The organism is Paenibacillus sp. FSL R7-0302 (assembly GCF_038006885.1).
Taxonomy (GTDB): Bacteria; Bacillota; Bacilli; order Paenibacillales; family Paenibacillaceae; genus Paenibacillus_AQ.
Window position 1 is genome coordinate 1781650 of the sequence record NZ_JBBOWB010000001.1, and the last position, 18957, is coordinate 1800606.

The window sequence follows — 18957 nt, forward strand, 5'->3', positions numbered from 1 at the left end:
TGAAGCAGCCTGAGTCTGACAGGAGCGTGAATTGATGAAGTCATACTTACAGCCGTTTATGCAGTATTTGTCCGGGGACAAAGGATTGTCTCCTAGTACGCTGGAATCCTATGGACGGGATATTTCGCAGTTTCTGGAGTTTACGGAAGAGCGGGGCCTGGACGAGGCCGAAGATATTAGAAGAACGCATATTATGCTCTATCTGGGTGCCCTGCGCGGAGCAGGGAAGGCAGCAGCCACGGTGAACCGGAATACGGTATCGCTGCGCGCCTATTTTCATTTTTTGCTGAAGGAACGGCTGATTGTCCAAGATCCTACGCTGGATATGGAAGCCATTAAGCCGAGTCACAAGCCGCCGGTCATTCTCAGCATTGCGGAGATCGAGCGTCTGCTGGCGGCTCCGGATGAAGCTGCTCCCCAGGGGATGCGCGATAAGGCTATGCTGGAGCTGCTGTATGCGACGGGTATCCGTGTGACGGAGCTGATCTCGATGAATGTGGAGGATGTGAACACATCCTTGCGGTTCGCACGCTGCAGCGGCGCCTCCGGCAAGGAGCGGGTGGTCCCGATCGGCGTGATTGCGGCTGATTGCGTAACCCGTTATACCTCGGGGATGCGGGACAAGCTGCTGCGTGCGAGCCGGGAGGAGCCTGCGCTGTTCCTGAATAGTCTGGGCGGACGGCTGACCCGTCAGGGCTTTTGGAAAATCATCAAAAAATACGCGCGTGAAGCTCAGATTGAGCAGGACATCACACCGCATACTCTGCGCCACTCCTTCGCTGCGCATCTGCTGGAAGGCGGGGCGGACCTGCGCTCTGTGCAGCAGATGCTGGGCCATTCCGATAGTTCGACCACTCAGATCTACAGCGGAATTGCCCGCAAGAATATGAAGGAGGTCTACGAGAATCATCATCCCCGGGCGAAATAGCCGGCTGTACAGGGATGAGGGACCTTAGGAATAACGGGCAGGCGGATCGGATTGGGCCGAAAAGATGCTTTTTGTGAGTAAGAAAGCTATGATGGAATCATACTGAAGAAATCGCTCCCGGGAGAGGTTCTCCCGGAGTTTCTTCATGCTTAGAGCAGACGAGAAGATTAGGCAAACTATAAAAGGAGTGAAGACGGCAATGTCCTCATTTAAACGCATCGGATTTATTGTTCTGGACAGTGTAGGTATCGGTGAAGCACCGGATGCCGCTAATTTCGGAGATACAGGCTCCCATACGCTGGGCCATATTCTGGAACGGGTTCCGGGTCTTAAGCTTCCGAATCTGCAGCAGCTCGGGCTGGCGAATATTGCCCCGCTGCCGCCGCTTGAACCGGTAACGGCCCCTACAGGCTACTACGGCAAAATGCAGGAGGTATCCGTAGGCAAGGACACCATGACCGGCCACTGGGAGCTGATGGGACTGAAGATCGAGGTTCCTTTTAACACCTATTTTGATGGCTTCCCTGCGGAGCTGATCGAGAAATTCGAAGCGGCTACCGGACGCAAGGTCATCGGTAACAAGCCGGCCTCCGGCACGGAGATTCTTGTGGAATACGGCGAGGAGCAGATGAAGACGGGCGCATGGATTGTCTATACTTCAGCGGACAGCGTGTTCCAGCTTGCGGCACATGAAGATATTATCCCTCTGGAGGAGCTATATAGCGCTTGTAAAATCGCCCGTGAGCTGACGATGGCTCCCGAGTTCTCTGTTGGCCGCGTGATTGCCCGCCCTTATGTGGGCGAGCCGGGCAACTTCGTGCGTACACCTAACCGCCATGATTATGCGGTGAAGCCGCCCGAGCCGACGGTGATGAATGCACTGGAGGATATCGGCAAGGATGTGATTGCTGTGGGTAAGATCAATGATATTTTTACCGGCGAAGGGGTAACCGCAACCTATCCGACCAAAAGCAATGAACACGGCATCCAGATTACGATCGACGAGCTGCGCAAGCCGTTCGACGGATTCCTGTTCACCAATCTGGTGGACTTCGATTCCCTCTACGGCCACCGCCGTGACCCGGAAGGCTACGGCCGCGCGCTGGAGGTATTCGATCAGGCGCTGCCTGAGCTGCTCGCTACCCTCGGTGAGGATGATCTGCTGATCATCTCCGCAGACCATGGGAATGACCCGGTCCATGCCGGAACGGACCACACGCGCGAGTATGTGCCGCTCCTGGTCTACAGCCCGAGATTCAAGACTCCCGGCAGCCTGGGCATCCGCCAGACCTTCTCGGATGTGGCCGCCACAATCGCCGACAACTTCGGGGCGAAGGCGCCGCAGTACGGGACGAGCTTTTTGTCTCAACTAATCTAATTCTGGAGGAAACCAAACCATGACCAATGTGACTCTTAACCATATTCAAGAAGCAGCCGTATATATCAAAGATAAATGCACCGTCGCCCCCGAAATCGGGCTGATCCTGGGCTCCGGCCTCGGCATTCTGGCGGATCTGATCACAGATGAAGTCGTTATTCCTTATCATGAGATTCCTCATTTCCCGGTGTCCACGGTAGAAGGACATGAAGGCGAGCTGCTGATCGGCATGATCGAAGGCCGCCGCGTGGTCATGATGAAGGGCCGCTTCCACATGTATGAAGGCTACGGCCCTGAGGTTACAGCCTTCCCGGTACGGGTGATGAAGGAGCTGGGCGTAACCAGCCTGCTGGTCACCAACGCTGCCGGTGGCGTCAACACGGAATACACACCAGGCGATCTCATGCTGATCACGGATCATCTGAATCTGACCGGCCGCAATCCGCTGAGCGGACCGAACGACAATGCGCTGGGCGTAAGGTTCCCGGATATGTCCTCGGCATACAGCCCGCGTCTGATTGCAGCTGCCAAGGAAGCTGCCGCGGCACTGAATTTTGAGTTCAAGGAAGGCGTATATGCGGGTCTGCTCGGACCGAACTATGAGACGCCTGCTGAGATCGTGATGCTGCGCCGCCAGGGAGCAGATGCCGTAGGCATGTCCACCGTATCCGAGACCATCGTTGCCCGCCATGCCGGGATTGAAGTGCTGGGTATTTCCTGCATCACCAACATGGCAGCCGGTATTCTTCCGCAGCCGCTGAATCATGCAGAGGTGATGGAGACCGCTGAGCGTGTGCGCGAGCAGTTCCTGAAGCTTGTGCTTGCTTTTATTCCCAAAATGTAGGTACTGCTTCACATACGCGTTATTCTATACACAATCCATATCCGGGAGGATCAATCGATGACAACACCAACAACAGTCCCATACGGCACTCAGGTTCAGGAAGCCGCTGCATATATTCAATCCAAATTCGGCGGTTATACACCGGCAATCGGCCTTATTCTGGGTTCAGGTCTTGGCGACCTGGGCGATCAGATCGAAGATGCAGTCTACCTGCCTTATGAAGAAATTCCGCATTTCCCCCATTCAACGGTAGAAGGTCATGCCGGAAGATTCGTGATCGGTAAGCTGGAAGGCAAGGATGTTATGATCATGCAGGGCCGTTTTCACTACTATGAAGGTTATGAGATGCGCAAGGTAGTTCTTCCGGTCTATGTAATGGCTAAGCTGGGCATCGGCACCCTTGTTATTACCAACGCAGGCGGCGGGATGAACAGAGCGTTCAAGGCAGGCGACCTGATGCTGATTACCGACCATCTCAATATGACCGGCGACAACCCGCTGATCGGACCGAATGATCCGGAGCTGGGCGTAAGGTTCCCTGATATGTCCAGTGCCTATGACCCTGAATATATTGCATTGGCGAAGAAGCTTGCAGGGGGCGTTACAGGTGTGGACGGTGAAGCGCTTGTCCTGCAGGAAGGCGTATATGCCGGCATCAGCGGCCCTACTTATGAGACCCCGGCTGAGCTGAAAATGCTGGCTTATCTCGGCGGCGATGCCGTGGGAATGTCCACCGTGCCGGAGGTTATCGTGGCCAGTCACAGCAAGCTGCGTGTGCTCGGCATTACCTGTATCACCGACATGGCGATTGGCGATGAGCTGGAGCCGCTCACCCATGAGCAGGTGGTCAAAGTGGCGAACCTGACCAAGCCAAAATTCATCGGACTGGTGCGCGCCTTCGTCCGTGAGGTACAGATCTGATGCGTGCTGTTGATCTTATTCAGAAGAAAAGAGACGGCGGTGAGCTTAGCCGCGAAGAAATAGCATTTCTGATTCAAGGCTACAGCAAAGGGGAAATCCCGGATTATCAAATTTCCGCCTGGGCAATGGCCGTGTATTTCCGCGGAATGAATGCGCGGGAGACCGGCGACCTGACTCTGGAGATGGCGATGTCTGGTGACCAGGTGGACCTTAGCCCGATTGCGGGCATCAAGGTGGACAAGCATTCTACCGGAGGCGTGGGTGATAAGACGACGGTGGTGCTTGCACCGCTGGTCGCAGCGGCCGGAGTTCCGGTAGCCAAAATGTCCGGGCGCGGCCTCGGCCACACCGGAGGCACACTGGACAAGCTGGAGTCGATCACGGGATTCTCGGTGGAGATGGACCGGGAACGGTTCTTCGCCCAAGTAGGCGAGATCGGTGCGGCGGTGATTGGCCAGTCCGGCAACATCACGCCGGCGGACAAGAAGCTGTATGCCCTGCGTGATGTGACGGCCACGGTGGAATCGATCCCGCTGATTGCCAGCTCCGTCATGAGCAAGAAGATCGCCGCAGGCGCGGACGCCATCGTGCTGGATGTGAAGACCGGCAGCGGCGCATTCATGAAGACGCTGGACGATTCCATCGCGCTGGCCCAGGCCATGGTGGATATCGGGACACACCTTGGCCGCAATACGGTAGCGGTCATCAGCGATATGGACCAGCCGCTGGGCTTCGGTATCGGCAATGCCCTGGAAATCAAAGAGGGCATTGAGACCTTGAACGGCCACGGGCCGAAGGATCTGCAGGAGGTCTGCCTGATCCTGGGCAGCCAGATGCTGGTGCTCGGCGGCAAGGCGAAGGATGAGGAAGAAGCGCGCTCTATGCTACTGTCCCATATCGAAGACAGCAGCGCCCTCGCTAAGTTCAAGCAGATGGTGTCAGCCCAGGGCGGCGATGTCTCGCAGATTGATTCGCCTGATACCCTGCCTGCTGCCCGCAGGCTCATTGAAGTGAAGGCGGCAACCGCAGGCTATGTGGAGAGCATCCAGGCCGAAGAGATCGGTGTGGCCGCGATGCTGCTGGGTGCCGGACGCGAGACGAAGGAGTCCGTGATCGATCTGGCGGTCGGCATTCAGCTCTCGCTGAAGGTCGGCGACGCCGTGGCCGCAGGCGATACTCTGGCAGTGCTCCACGTGAACGATGCCGGCGAAGGCAAGGTGAAGGAGGCCGAAGCCAAAGTGCTGGAGGCTTACCGCATCTCTGCCCAGCCAGTTCCGCCGCAGCCGCTGGTTTTTGCGCTGGTGACCAAGGACGGGGTAACGCGTTACTAGCCGGAAACGGAGTATTACGCTGGAATCCTGTTAATACAAACAAGCCGTACGAATCAGCAGATTGCTGGCGTACGGCTTGTTTTATTTTTGATTAGGGAAATTATGATTTACGTCCGATGGGGATAAGTAGTGCATAAAGTTGGGGGGAGGTCCAAACACATGAACAGCGCGTGGTCATCTGGGCCGGATATGGTCGAAAAACCGACCACATTCGGTGCGGCGGAGGCGTGTGGGCCGAATATGGTCGAAAAACCGACTACATTCAGTGCGGCGGAGGCGTGTGGGCCGGATATGGTCGAAAAAGCGATCACAATGGGGATGCCGCAGGCATTTTGTTCTGAAGACATCCGGGTAATTCTTCCGCCTGTTCCCTACGTACCTAGTAATTCCCTTTGCATAAGCCTGAATCTCGTAACGAATGGAACCAAACTACTGATTACTAGGGTCAACAGCATACGCAGTTGAAATTGGTTTGAATAGGATAGACTACATTATATTTTATTACCGGATTCATATGGAAGGAGCCGATAGGTTCTGGATGAATCTGCAGTTCATTTAATAGAGATTGACACTTTAAGCAATGAAGTAGCTAAATTCTGGAGAAGGAGGCCGGGGAATGGCGGTATGGAATACGGGGCCTATTGAGAATAATGCTGTAAACGGCTCAAGACCAACGATATCATCGACTGTAATAATCGCCAATCAAAGTACAACCCAACCCGTGATCGTCTTAACACAGGGTTACAATCTCAGTGGGATGAGATCATTGTTTATCTTAAGCCAGGATGAGATTTTACCCAATACGGTGATTTCAAGAGATTATTACAGTAATCTTAATTCCTTTGAATTTGTATTTACAATCACTGGTGGAGCTGTTGATAACACGGAAATATCTGTATGGGGAAAAGGAAGTTCAGGACAGCTAACTACCCCTCATCGCTTAGTTTCTGCAGAATTACTAGGTTATTCAGGAGGGGGTGGTGTCACAGGGGCGACGGGAGCGGCTGGTGTAACTGGAGCCACGGGGGCGACAGGTGTGACGGGAGGAACGGGAATCACCGGGGCGACAGGTGTGACAGGGGCAACGGGTGAGACCGGGACCACAGGTGTGACGGGGGCAATGGGTGAGACCGGGACCACAGGTGTAACGGGAGCAACCGGGGCAACTGGAGTTACGGGGGCAACGGGCGAGACCGGGACCACAGGTGTAACGGGAACTACCGGAGTTACAGGAGCCACAGGAGCAACCGGGGCAACTGGAGTTACAGGGGCAACGGGCGAGACTGGAACCACAGGAGCAATGGGAGTAACCGGGGCAACTGGAGTAACGGGGGCAACGGGCGAGACTGGAACCACAGGTGTAACGGGAACTACCGGAGTTACAGGAGTAACCGGGGGAACTGGAGCAACTGGAATTACGGGGACCACAGGTGTAACGGGAGTTACGGGAGCCACCGGGGCAACTGGAGTTACGGGAGGAACGGGAGCAACCGGGGCAACTGGAATTACAGGGGCGACGGGAGAGACCGGAACCACTGGCGCAACAGGAGTCACCGGAGCAACCGGAGTAACAGGAGTAACAGGAGCGACAGGAGTGACAGGCGCAACGGGAATCACAGGAGCAACCGGAGTAATAGGAGCAACTGGTGTAACGGGAACAACAGGAGTCACTGGTGTAACGGGAGCGACAGGTGTAACCGGAACAACGGGAATCACAGGAGCAACCGGAGTAACAGGAGTGACAGGTGTAACGGGAGCTACAGGAGCTACAGGAGCAACGGGTACACCTACTCTGGCATTTACCAACACTACAGGCTCAATAGCTATCTATCCTCCTTTGAATACAGAAGTCGTTGTTGTTTCGGTGACTCAGAACGAAGTGGTATCCCAGCGGCTGAAAATAGATTACGCTATATCATTAGAAGCGATCACTTCGTCCAACTGGTCACTTGTTGCTGAGCTTCGAATCTACCGCGATGCAACGTTGATCTCTACAAGAACCCTTAACCGTAGCGGGAATGCTTCGGGAACTCAACGTTTTCCTATTGCGGACACTTATGTTGATACAGCTCCGGCTACAGCTTCTGTATCCTACCAAGTTCGTGCAATTGTCACCACGGATACCAATGTAACCTCAGCAACAGTTATCAATCGAAATCTCAATATTATTACTTTCACACCCTAACCCCACTTCACCCAGCAGATTAAAAGTAAAATAGCCTTAGCCCAGAAACTGAGCTAAGGCTATAAGTGTATCTGAGGATAATTGAATCATACTCCGTAACTGCTAAACGGAACATACCGCTACCCCACCGGCAGATAATCCTCCATCGCAGACATCATCTGATAAGCCCCGTTACTCTTGTTACAGAGAGCAGTAATCGTTAGGCCCCGTTCGGGATAATATGCGGAGTGGAAGCTGATCCCGGGATCGTAGCCCATGATATGGTACTTTAGCACCTTTTCGCTGGGGCCGGCTTGTATCCACACGCCATAACCGTAATAGCTGTCCTTTCGCTCATAAATATGCGGTGTCAGCAGCAGAGCCGTGGTCTCTGTCTGTAACAGCTTGTGTTCAAGCAAGCCGCTCCACAGCTTATGCATATCCGCCGCCGTCACAAATGCCCCTCCGTCCCCGCCTCCGACCACCGGAATGGAGTAGATGTTGCTGGTCTTTTTCCCATTGCTGCTGTCGATGTATCCCTGAGCGGTGTGGGCCGGAAGCGCATCAAGCGCGAAGTAACCGGAATCCTTTATCCCGCAAGGCAGAAAAATATACTGTTCTACATATTCCGTGAACGGCTGTCCGCTGACGGCTTCTACGAGCATAGCAAGCATGATGTATCCTGCATTGTTATAGTGAAACCACCCGCCTGGGACGAACTTCATAGGCAGTCCAGCAAACAGAGGAAGGAAATCCGCAGGCCGCCTCAGCGTGTACATCGGGGTCTCCTTCCACAGTGCCGCGAAATCCTCCATCTCTTCTTCATCGAAGTAATCCGGTATGCCCGAGCTGTGTGTCAATAGCTGATGCACTGTGATCGCCGGGTCGAACAATGGGAATTCCTGCTTCGGCAGGATGTCCAGTATTTTGGCGTCAAAAGAAAACAAACCCTGCTCAGCGAGCTGGCAGACCGCAATGGCGGTAAATAGCTTGCTGCCGGAAGCGACGGCGAAGCGGGTGTGGGCCTGGTTGAGCCGTACGTCCCCGATATTAGCTATCCCAAAAGCTGCCGCTGCAAGGACATGCTCCCGTTCCGTCACTTGTACGACCCCTGAGAACCCCGTCCGCCGGGCCTCTTCACTGATAATCTGGACCAGCTTATCCTTATTAATCTGATGTGCAGGCTTCATCGTATGAAGCACCTCCTGTGTGAAAATAAGCATCAGTACCCTGTTATATTTCGCTGCTTGGGAGAATTAACCTTTATTCATGGGCGGTAAGCCGTAAGAGTGTACGCTGCGCGTAAGGTTTATCTGCAAAGGACAAGAAATGCTGTTCCAGTTTGGCAGGGCGGTACATTGTGGACATTTTGCCGGATGAGATAGTATAAATGCAAACATGACAAACATGAGCATGCATCCGGGGAGGAATTAGAATGACACTTCAGCAAACGATTACAGTCTTGAACGCACTGGACAGCGCTTATGTTAACGGTAAGCAGGTCAAGCAGTTATTCGCAGAATATCCTGCGGTTAAGGTTGAGATTCAGAAGGTAGAAGGGGAGAAGGGCAGCACAGAATTCGTTAAAATCACGATCCCGGGCAGCGAAGGCAAGCTCACTGGCGGATCTGCCCCAACGTTCGGTATTGTCGGCAGACTGGGTGGTATCGGGGCGCGCCCGAGCCGGATTGGCCTGGTCTCTGATGCAGACGGTGCGGTCGCGGCGATTGCTTCTGCGCTGAAGCTGGCAGACATGCAGACCAAAGGGGATGTGCTGCTGGGGGATGTGCTGGTTACCACCCATATTTGCCCGGATGCTCCAACCCTGCCGCACGAGCCGGTGGATTTCATGGATTCTCCTGTAGATATTCTGCAGATGAATGAGCATGAAGTGCTGCCGGAGATGGAAGCGGTTCTATCGATTGATACGACCAAAGGCAACCGTGTGGTTAACCACAAAGGGATCGCCATCTCACCGACGGTTAAAGAAGGCTATATTCTGCGGGTCAGCGAGGATTTGCTGCGGATCAAGGAAATGACGACCGGGCAGTACCCGGTGACTTTTCCGGTGACGACTCAGGATATTACCCCTTACGGCAACGGGCTGTATCATATCAATTCCATTCTTCAGCCTGCGGTAGCTACCTCTGCTCCGGTGGTGGGCCTCGCGATTACTGCCCAGTCTATGGTTCCGGGCTGTGGTACCGGTGCCAGCCATGAGGTGGATATTGCTCAAGCGGTGCGTTTTGCTATCGAGACGGCCAAGGAAGTAACGCAGGGCACATGTGCTTTCTACAACGAAGCAGAGTTTGCCAAAATTACTGAGTTGTACGGCTCCATGAGCGTGCTGCAGACGCTTGGTAAACCGGCAGTCACTTCTCACTAACAGGATAACAGATGTACGATTACAGTCAGGCGCTGAGCTTCCTTCAGCGCCTGCTCTGTTAGCACAGCTTGGTTTGTAACCCATAGAGTCTGGAGGGACAAGAATGAAGAATATCGGACTGATTACGATTGGGCAAGCACCCAGGCAGGATGTCGCGCCCATCATTGAGAAATATCTGGAAGGCAAGGCGGGACTGGTTCAGTCCGGGGTGCTGGACGGGTTCACGGCTGAACAGGTGCGTGAATTCTACAGTCCAGGGCCGGGAGAGTATGTGCTGACCACCCGCATGGCGGACGGGTCCGCTGCGGTAATCTCGCGGGAGCGGATACAGTCCGTTCTCCAAGGGAAGATTGATGCTATGGAAGCCGCTGGGATTCGGACGATCCTGCTGGCGTGTACGGGAGTTTTTCCGGGACTGCATACGTCTGCTGCCCATCTGATTGAGCCGGACCGGATCATTCCTCCGGTCGTGCAGGCGATGCTGGACGGGCGTCGTCTGGGACTGATTGGCCCTTTGCCGGAGCAGGAGGACGCAATGATTGAGAAATTCGCTGGCGCCGGAGCCAGGCTGCCGTTCGCTGCGGCTTCACCTTATACGGGTACGGAAGCGGATTTTCGCGCCGCAGCAGAGCATCTGAGCGGTCATGCGGATGTGTTAGTGCTTGACTGTATGGGATATGTGGAGCAGCATAGACAGTGGGCGGCCTCCGCAGGAGTGCCCGCCGTGCTGTCCAATGCCCTGATGGGCAAGCTGGTAGCAGAAATGGTTTAATCCCGGGAGGAAATGAAGATGAGTGAAGCAAGAATAGCAATTAGTATGAACGTTCTTAAGGATTGTCTCGGGGTTGCCAGCGGAGAACTGCTGGCCGTAGTAGCTGATGATGATAAGCGTGATCTGGCCGAGTCGGTCTATGAGGCGGGCAAAAGGCTGGGAGCGGAATCAATGCTGCTGGTTATGCAGCCGCGGAGCAGATCGGGGGAGGAGCCTCCGGCTCCCGTTGCCGAAGCTATGGCTAAGGCAGATGTGGCCGTATGCATCACGACCCACTCGATGACACATACGGCGGCGCGTAAGCAGGCAGCCGCAGCGGGAACCCGGGTAGCGACCATGCCGGGGATCACCGATGATATGTTCAGCCACGGCGCGATCACTGCGGATTATGGGCAGGTGAAGGCGCTGACCGAGCAGGTCGCTGCGCTGTTGTCTGCGGGCAGCCGGGTGCGTGTGGAGAAGGAAGGGCTGGTTCTTAGTTTCTCTATTGAAGGCCGGGATGGCATTCTCAGCACCGGGCTATACCTCAATCCGGGCGAATCAGGCAATCTGCCCTCAGGTGAAGCTTATATTGCACCCCTGGAAGGCACGGCTAGCGGCCAGATTAAGGTGGACGGCTCGGTTGCAGGGATCGGTGCCTTGGACGGCCCGATGGTGCTGACCGTGGAAGATGGACGGCTGATCCATGCCGGCGGGGAGCATGGCGGCAAGCTGCTGGACATGCTTGGCGATGGCGATGGCAGGCTGCTGGGCGAATTCGGCATCGGGACCAACAACAAGGCCAGAATTACAGGTGTGGTGCTGGAGGATGAGAAGGTGTACGGGACAATCCATGTGGCTTTTGGCAGCAATAACACGTTCGGCGGGGTCGTTGCGGCTGGCGTGCATATTGATGCTGTGGTCATGAAGCCGGATGTGTATATCGACGACAAGCTGATTATGCAGGCTGGGGAATTGCTGTAAGCGTAGTGGAAGCAGCAGAATGCAAGGTTAAATAAGCCGCACCACAGATTTGGACGGTGGGTGCAATCGCCACTGTAGTGAACCTTTGGATTTCCGGCTGCTATTGCTGTTTACGGCTGAAATAGGGTGGCTGGTTAAGCTTTTGCAGCATCTAAATCATGGCGGATCAGGAGGAGATAGGATGCTTGGAATCATACGTGTCATTACATTGCAGGAGAGCTCTGCAATTCAGTTACATGGGGATCTAATTGAGCGGCGGTACGGTCTGCCGGTGATAAGCCGCTGTATCCCGGATCAGCCTCAGGGTGTGTATGATGCGCAGACAGAGGCGGAATCCATCCCGAAGATTATAAGGCTTGCCGGGGAAATGGAGCAGCAGGGATGCACGGCTATCGGCATCAGCTGTGCAGCTGACCCTGCCTTGGCAGAAGCCAGGGCAGTGGTGAGTGTTCCTGTGCTGGGAGCAGGCTCCTGCGCGGCTCATACGGCCATGGCGTACAGCAGCCGGGTGGGGGTGCTGACGATTCTGGAAGAGGTGCCTCCGCTCATTCGCAGCATTCTCGGCGATGCCTACATTGGCATGGATCGCCCCGACGGCGTGACAACCACGCTGGATCTGGGCACGCCTACCGGACGGGCAGGCGCGCTGGCCGGTGCCGCCCGGCTCGTGGAGCGCGGAGCGGAAGTGCTGGTGCTGGCGTGCACAGGCTTCGCGACCATAGGGCTGGCAGCGGAGCTGGAAGAACGGCTGGGCATCCGTGCGTTCGATCCGATTCTCTGCCTCGGGGCGGCTGCTGCTGCGTCAGCCTCTGCTGCGGGAGCTGTGCATCGCATGTAGAATGGCTTTTTGTGTTGGGCAGGCTTTGCAATTTGCTAGAACTCGCGTCCTTGTAAGTGTGGGGCAGACTAAGTGTGTAGGCGATGTATGGCAAATAATGCGTGAAAATCAATGGGTGAAAACTAATGTGTGGCAAACTAATAGCTATGATCTCCTTAAAGCGCTCCTCCTGGCTCAGGCCCGGGGGACGCTTGTTTGTTTTTAGGGTAGCGAAGGAGCAATAGTGCCCCTGAACTTGGCGTATGCGGGCAAAGGGAGAGAATGAGGAGCATAGCTATAGGATGGGAAATAGCCAGATGGTGTAGAGTAACTAAATGGGTTAGAGCACTTTGCCATAGGTAACATATCTGTATACATCTGCCGCCTGTAATCAAAGGGATAAATCCCTCTGAATCCGGCGAAACGTGCCCTCCGCCTGTAATCAAAGGGATAAATCCCTCTGAATCCGGCGAAACGTGCCCGCCGCCTGTAATCAAAGGGATAAATCCCTCCGAATCCGGCGAAATGTGCCCGCCGCCTGTAATCAAAGGGATAAATCCCTTCGAATCCGGCGAAACGCGCCTCACGCTCGTAATCAAAGGGATAAATCCCTTTGAATCCGCCTCCCTTACACTCTCTCACCAACTTCCCATTTGTCTCCCCTATCGCGCCCCTACGCTTCTCAACCCTCCCCAGCCCCCTCCCAGCAACCGCTCCCGATCCATCCACCACCATCCAATTTCTTCCTAATGCGTTTTCACACCGAAAATATCGCCAACTGGATATGATTTTCCTGTGGCTCGGCGGGAATCTCTGATAAACTAGCGGGAACGCAAAAAGTGGCTGGCGGCATGTATGTGGCATATTTCAGGAAAAATCATGAAATACTGAAGAAAGCAGAGGGAGGCGGAAGGGTGAATACACGAGGAATTACGCTGCGGGAGCTGATGGAGCTCTCGGTTCTTGGGAAAGCGAAGGTCATTAGCGGCGAGCAGGGGCTGGACCGGGTGGTCCGGTTCGTGGATATTATGGAGGTCCCGGATCTGAAGGGCTGGATCAGCGAAGGGGTGATGCTGCTGACGACGGCCTATTCGATCCGGCATGATCCTTCACTGCTGACCGAGGTGATCTACACGCTCGACAATCTGGGCGCAGCGGCGCTGGCGATCAAGCCGGCCCGCTTCCTGAAGGAGATCCCCCAAGGTGCCATCGAGGCCAGCAATGCCTGCGGTCTGCCGATTGTGGAGATCCCGCCCGAGATTCCGTACACGGATATCACCCAGCCGGTGATGGAGCTGCTGCTGGGACGGCAGGCGATGCTGCTGCGCCGGGCGGAGGAGGTCTACCGCACGCTGACCACCATGGTGCTGGAGAACAGCGGCATTCAGGCGGTCAGCGACAGTGTGGCCGAGTTCCTTAAGGCCCCGGTGGCACTCGTGGATACGGAGCGGAAGATTATCGTATCCTCCCCGGCAGACTATGACTGGACGCAGAGCGGCTCTCCGCTTAGCTGGAACATCCATGTGGACCGGAGGACGGTCGCCCGGCTGCTCGTCCACAAGGAGCGGCTCGATGACATGGAAGAGGTGGGCATCGAGCAAGCCCGGCTTGTTTTTGCTCTTGAACTGATGCGGCGAAAGGTAGCCGAGGATACGGAATTCCGGCTGCGCGGCAACTTCATCGATGAGCTGCTGACCCCGCCGCTGCCGTCGAGGCATGAGGTGCAGCGGCGGGCCCGCCAGCTCGGAATGAACCCGGAGCACAAGTGGGAGGTGGCCGTCATCGAAGGGGAGACGGCGCCGAGCGAGGAGACGGTGAACCGGCTGCTGGAGCGGGAGGCGAAGAAGCGCGGGGTCACGCCGCACGTCGAGTACCGTTCGAGCCGGGCAGTGCTGTTCCTGCCTACGCAGGAGGGACGCAGGTTCACGCCGGGCGGCGACGCGGAGGAGCCGTGGGAGAAGACGCTCAGCAGCTGGCTACAGGACAAGGCAGAAGGTTTAAGCAGCTACCGCTGCGGTATCGGCACCTCGGAATACTTGTGGGACATCCACACCAGCTATAACGAGGCGCGCAAAGCGCTGTCCATCTCCAGAAGACTCGGACAAGGCCCCGGCGGGATTACCCGCTATGAAGAGATGGAGGTCTATCATCTGCTGGAGGGGCTGGACGGTCCCGGATTCGGGCGGCTGTTCGAGCGCAAGCTGGGCAAGCTGCTGCAATACGACCGGGAGCATGACAGCAATATGCTGCTGACCTTCTATCATTATCTGGAGTGCCGGGGCAGTCTGATTGAGACGGCGAACAGCCTCTATATCCACCGCAACTCGGTCAAATACCGGCTGGAGCGGATTCGGGATATCACCGGCTTCGATCTGAATGATCCGCGCGAACAATTCGTCTGCCATTTGTGCCTGATTTACTATTACCTCCAGGAAAAATAGGGCGCTGTGGAAGATTTCTGGAATGTCGTGTGAGTAAATCTAACATTCATAGTCCATGATAGTGCACAACCGACAAACGGTTGTGCATTTTTTTAGCTGAACGGGACGTAGAGGGGCTGTGAAATTCTATGTAGAATTAGCTCAACACTTTAATAAGACACAGCATACACGTATTACCTGACATGAGAGCGGAATTCCGTCACAGAGGCACAGCAGTCGAAGTCGTAAGGGGGTTGATTCATTGTTTGCTTATACATTAAAAAGACTTGTGCAGATGATTCCAGCCTTGCTCGGCATTATCGTCATCACCTTCATTCTGTCGAGAGTCCTGCCGGGCGATCCTGCGATTATGCTGGCTGGAGAGCAGGCTCCGGAGGAGATAGTGAACAAGATCCGCCAGGATATGGGGCTGGACAAGCCGCTGTATATCCAGTTCTTCGCTTACATCGGGCAGCTGCTGCAAGGCGATATCGGCTATGCCTATCACACCGGACATTCGGTCGCAAGCGACCTGGCCTCGCGCTTCCCGGCTACGATTGAGCTGACCCTGGCCAGCATCCTGATTGCGGTTCTAATCGCCATTCCGGTAGGCATTGTGGCCGCTACCCGCAAGGAATCGCTGCTGGATCACATCTCGCGTGTGTTTTCCCTGATAGGTGCTTGTGTGCCGATCTTTTGGCTCGGACTGATGTTCATCTATATCTTCTACTCCATTCTGGGCTGGGCACCGGCACCGATGGGCCGGATCAGTGGGGATCTTAACCCGCCGGTGCATATCACCGGGCTGTACGTGCTGGACAGTATACTCTCCGGCGACACCGCTGCACTTAAAAGCAGCCTCGCGCATCTGCTGCTTCCGGCGATCTGCCTCAGTACCGGCACGATGGCGATCATCGCCCGGATGACCCGCTCCAGCATGCTGGAGGTGGTCGATCAGGACTTCGTCCGCACCGCCCGGGCCAAGGGGCTGCGGGAATCAGCCGTCATCTACAAGCACGCACTGGTCAATGCGCTGATTCCTACATTAACCGTGCTCGGACTCCAGTTCGGCTTCCTGATGGGCGGCGCGGTCATCACGGAGACCATCTTCTCCTGGCCGGGAATCGGCGGCTATGTCACCGACTCCATACTGGCAGCGGATTACGCGCCGATCCAGGCATTCACCCTGGTCAGTGCCGTGCTCTACTGCGGAATTAACCTGGCGGTTGACCTGATCTACGGGTTCATTGACCCGAGAATCCGTTATGAATAGAACAGCTTGTGTGAGAGGAGGAGATTGCTTGTGAGCACTGCAGCACATTCAGCACAGGGCAGCCCGGCGAAGCCCGCACCGGCCAAGCCCCGGACCCTATTATCCCTGCTGCTGCACAACCGCCTGGCGGCCATCGGGCTGACCTTCATCCTGATCTGGACCGTGGTAGCCATCTTCGCCCCCTGGCTGGCTCCGCATGATCCGTTCGTCACAGATATGGCGAATAAGCTGCAGCCGCCCTCCGGCAGCCATTGGTTCGGAACCGACAACTTCGGCCGGGATATTCTCAGCCGGGTGCTGTACGGCGCACGGATCAGCATCTGGACCGGCCTGATCGCGGTCTCGATCTCCTTCCTGATCGGGATGCCGCTGGGCGGGATTGCTGCTTACTACGGCGGCCGGACCGGAACCATCATCATGCGGGTCATGGATGTATTGCTGTCCTTCCCGTCACTGGTATTGTCGATGGCGATTGCCGCCTCGATCGGCGCCGGTCTCAGCAGCGCAATGATCGCAGTCGGCATTGTCGGCATTCCCGAATTCGCCCGGCTGATGTTCGGCCAGACGGTCTCGCTGCGGGAGAAGGAGTATATCGAAGCCAGCCGGGCCATTGGTGTGAAGGATAGAGTCATTCTATACCGCCACATTCTGCCGAATGCCCTGGCTCCGCTAATGGTACAGGCTACGCTCGGGATGGGCTTCGCCATCCTGACCGCGTCCAGTCTCAGCTTCCTGGGGCTTGGGGTCAGACCCCCGATTGCCGAATGGGGCGCGATGATCTCCGAAGGCCGGGAATATATCATTTCCGGGCAATGGTGGCTGGTTACTTTTCCAGGCCTCGGCATTGCCACCTCCATCTTAGGCTTCAACCTCCTCGGAGACGGCTTCCGGGATGTGCTTGACCCGCGGTTGCGTTCGGGGAAATGAGGCGGAGCAAGGGAATCCCCCAAGGCCGCCCGTCCCCGATAGAGATAGATAAATTAACGTCAGCTGGAGCGCAAGCGGCAGACAATCATCAGCAGCACAAGTAGTTGTTATGCAGGCAGGATATAGAAAAGGGAGGAATTACCGATGAAAAAAGTTAAACTGTTGTCCACACTCGTCGCTTTTTCAATCATGCTTGCCGGATGCGCCAGCAGCGCCAATCCGCAGACCCCTGCTGCCACTTCGGCAGGAACGGATACTGCAGCAACAGCAGCCCCGGTCAAAAAGAACCTGACGGTGGCCTATTCCGAGGGCGGCACCACGCTCGACCCGGCGGAAGCCAATGATCTGACCTCCGATACGCTTGTGCTGGCCGCATATGATCAGCTGGTCACCTACGGCATCAAGACCGAGAATGGCGCGAGTATCGCCAATACCGAAGACATCAAGCCCATGCTCGCAGAGAGCTGGGAAGTGAATGCTGACAACACGGTGTATACGTTCAAGCTGAAATCCGGCGTGAGCTTCCAGAGCGGCAATCCGGTGGATGCCGAGGCGGTGGCGTACTCTTTTGAACGTGTGGCGAAGTCCAGCTCCGGCAGCTTCCTCTACGGCATGGCATCAATTAAATCCGTTACGGTAAAAGACGCTTCGACCGTTGAAGTTACTCTGACGGGGGCCAATCATAATTTCCTGCAGATTCTGGCGATGTACACCTTCTCCATCGTGGACCAGAAGACGGTAGAAGCACAGGGTGCAGACTACCTCAAGACGAATGCCGCCGGCTCCGGCCCGTTCAAGCTTACGAAGTGGGACCCGGCTACCGAAGCTGTTTTCACAGCTAATGACAGCTACTGGCAGGGAGCGCCAAGCCTCGGCAAGGTAACCCTGAAGTTCACCAAGGAAGCTTCGAACCGCGTGCTGCTGCTGGGTAAGGGCGATGTAGACATGGCGATTGAGATTCCTCCGAAGGATGTATCCACACTGGAGAGTAATTCGGCGCTGACGGTCGCTTCCAATGCAAGTAACCGGATTCTGTTCTTCGCCATGAACAACAAAGTTAAGCCATTCGATAATGTAAAAGTCCGTCAGGCGATCAACTATGCCATTCCCTACGATCAGCTGCTGAGCGGGGTGATGTACGGCCAGGCCAAGCAGATGAAGAGTGCGGTTGCGAGCAACACGCCGGGCTTCACCGATGCAGGCTACGTGTATGAGTACAATCTGGACAAGGCCAAGGCGCTGCTGAAGGAAGCAGGCTATGAGAAGGGCTTTGACTTCAACTTCACGCTGGGCTCCGGCTTCGATGACTGGGAAGATGATGCGGTCCTGATCCAGGCCGAGCTGGCCAAAATCGGAGTCAACATGAAGATCAACAAGCTGGCCCGCGCCCAGTTCCTGGAGCAGCAGAAGACCAATAATCTGACCTCTTATATCTCTAAATGGACTTCCTTCGTCAATGATCCCGGCTACCACCTCGGCTTCCTGCTGTACGGCAAGGGCTCTTCCAACTACATCAACTACCAGAATGCTGAAGTAGACAAGCTGTGGGAGCAGGCGAACCTGGAGACAGATACAGCGAAGCGCACAGAGCTCTACAAGCAGGCTCAGGAGATCATCACGACAGAAGCACCTTGGGCGTATCTCTACGAGTATAACCGCATTGTAGGGATGAGCAACAAGATCAGCGGCTATGCCTTCTACCCGGATGAAGTGATCCGTTTCTATCCGCTGTCGATTACAGAATAAGCAGGTTTGGCTAAAAGAGAGCGGGCAGGTCTTAGGCCTTGTCCCTCTTCTTTGTCACAAATTCACAGTTCCTCCTGCCAGCCGCAA

General features: G+C 55.5%; 16 protein-coding genes. 15 read left to right on the forward strand and 1 reads right to left on the reverse strand.

Annotated features, from left to right (window positions below):
* Window positions 1-34 precede the first annotated feature (34 nt).
* From xerD to MKY96_RS07540, 7 genes are all read left to right on the forward strand, one after another.
* Window positions 35-928, forward strand: coding sequence for a site-specific tyrosine recombinase XerD (xerD, locus tag MKY96_RS07510; protein WP_340939527.1), 894 nt, complete (start codon window positions 35-37; stop codon window positions 926-928).
* A 199-nt stretch (window positions 929-1127) separates the two neighbouring features.
* Window positions 1128-2306 (forward strand): phosphopentomutase, encoded by a 1179-nt coding sequence (gene deoB / locus MKY96_RS07515; protein WP_340939528.1) that lies wholly within the window; start codon window positions 1128-1130, stop codon window positions 2304-2306.
* A 19-nt stretch (window positions 2307-2325) separates the two neighbouring features.
* Entirely contained in the window at window positions 2326-3150 is an 825-nt protein-coding gene (locus tag MKY96_RS07520; protein WP_340939529.1) for a purine-nucleoside phosphorylase, read from the forward strand.
* A gap of 57 nt (window positions 3151-3207) precedes the next feature.
* Window positions 3208-4071: a purine-nucleoside phosphorylase gene (locus MKY96_RS07525; RefSeq protein WP_340939530.1), complete on the forward strand. Its 864-nt coding sequence runs from the start codon at window positions 3208-3210 to the stop codon at window positions 4069-4071.
* The gene (locus MKY96_RS07530) at window positions 4071-5402 is read left to right on the forward strand and encodes a pyrimidine-nucleoside phosphorylase (protein WP_340939531.1); all 1332 of its coding nucleotides are present in this window, start codon (window positions 4071-4073) and stop codon (window positions 5400-5402) included. The genes MKY96_RS07525 and MKY96_RS07530 overlap by 1 nt, the downstream gene beginning before the upstream one ends.
* Before the next feature lie 159 nt (window positions 5403-5561).
* On the forward strand, window positions 5562-5867 hold the full coding sequence (locus tag MKY96_RS07535; protein WP_340939532.1) for a hypothetical protein: 306 nt from the start codon (window positions 5562-5564) through the stop codon (window positions 5865-5867).
* Between the two features lie 151 nt (window positions 5868-6018).
* Entirely contained in the window at window positions 6019-7587 is a 1569-nt protein-coding gene (locus MKY96_RS07540) for a hypothetical protein (protein ID WP_445671424.1), read from the forward strand.
* 119 nt (window positions 7588-7706) lie between these two features.
* On the opposite strand, the gene MKY96_RS07545 is transcribed toward MKY96_RS07540, so the two are convergent.
* Window positions 7707-8756, reverse strand: a complete 1050-nt coding sequence (locus tag MKY96_RS07545; protein WP_340939534.1) for a serine hydrolase domain-containing protein — start codon at window positions 8754-8756, stop codon at window positions 7707-7709.
* A 245-nt stretch (window positions 8757-9001) separates the two neighbouring features.
* Between MKY96_RS07545 and MKY96_RS07550 the strand changes: the two genes are divergently transcribed.
* The 8 genes from MKY96_RS07550 (at window position 9002) to MKY96_RS07585 (ending at window position 18870) form a co-directional block, all read left to right on the forward strand.
* The gene (locus MKY96_RS07550; protein WP_340939536.1) at window positions 9002-9952 is read left to right on the forward strand and encodes a DUF1177 domain-containing protein; all 951 of its coding nucleotides are present in this window, start codon (window positions 9002-9004) and stop codon (window positions 9950-9952) included.
* Window positions 9953-10055: 103 nt separating this feature from the next.
* Window positions 10056-10724 carry an AroM family protein gene (locus MKY96_RS07555; protein WP_340939537.1) on the forward strand — a complete coding sequence of 223 codons (669 nt, stop codon included), beginning with the start codon at window positions 10056-10058 and terminating at the stop codon, window positions 10722-10724.
* Between the two features lie 18 nt (window positions 10725-10742).
* A complete protein-coding gene (locus MKY96_RS07560) occupies window positions 10743-11687 on the forward strand; it encodes an aminopeptidase (RefSeq protein WP_340939538.1) in 945 nt (314 codons plus the stop codon).
* 181 nt (window positions 11688-11868) lie between these two features.
* Window positions 11869-12525, forward strand: a complete 657-nt coding sequence (locus MKY96_RS07565; protein WP_340939540.1) for an aspartate/glutamate racemase family protein — start codon at window positions 11869-11871, stop codon at window positions 12523-12525.
* A gap of 893 nt (window positions 12526-13418) precedes the next feature.
* On the forward strand, window positions 13419-14945 hold the full coding sequence (locus MKY96_RS07570; protein WP_340939542.1) for a PucR family transcriptional regulator: 1527 nt from the start codon (window positions 13419-13421) through the stop codon (window positions 14943-14945).
* 241 nt (window positions 14946-15186) lie between these two features.
* The gene (locus MKY96_RS07575; protein WP_340939543.1) at window positions 15187-16197 is read left to right on the forward strand and encodes an ABC transporter permease; all 1011 of its coding nucleotides are present in this window, start codon (window positions 15187-15189) and stop codon (window positions 16195-16197) included.
* A gap of 30 nt (window positions 16198-16227) precedes the next feature.
* Window positions 16228-17124, forward strand: a complete 897-nt coding sequence (locus MKY96_RS07580) for an ABC transporter permease (RefSeq protein ID WP_036727473.1) — start codon at window positions 16228-16230, stop codon at window positions 17122-17124.
* 144 nt (window positions 17125-17268) lie between these two features.
* Window positions 17269-18870, forward strand: a complete 1602-nt coding sequence (locus MKY96_RS07585; protein ID WP_340939545.1) for an ABC transporter substrate-binding protein — start codon at window positions 17269-17271, stop codon at window positions 18868-18870.
* The last annotated feature ends 87 nt before the right edge of the window (window positions 18871-18957 follow it).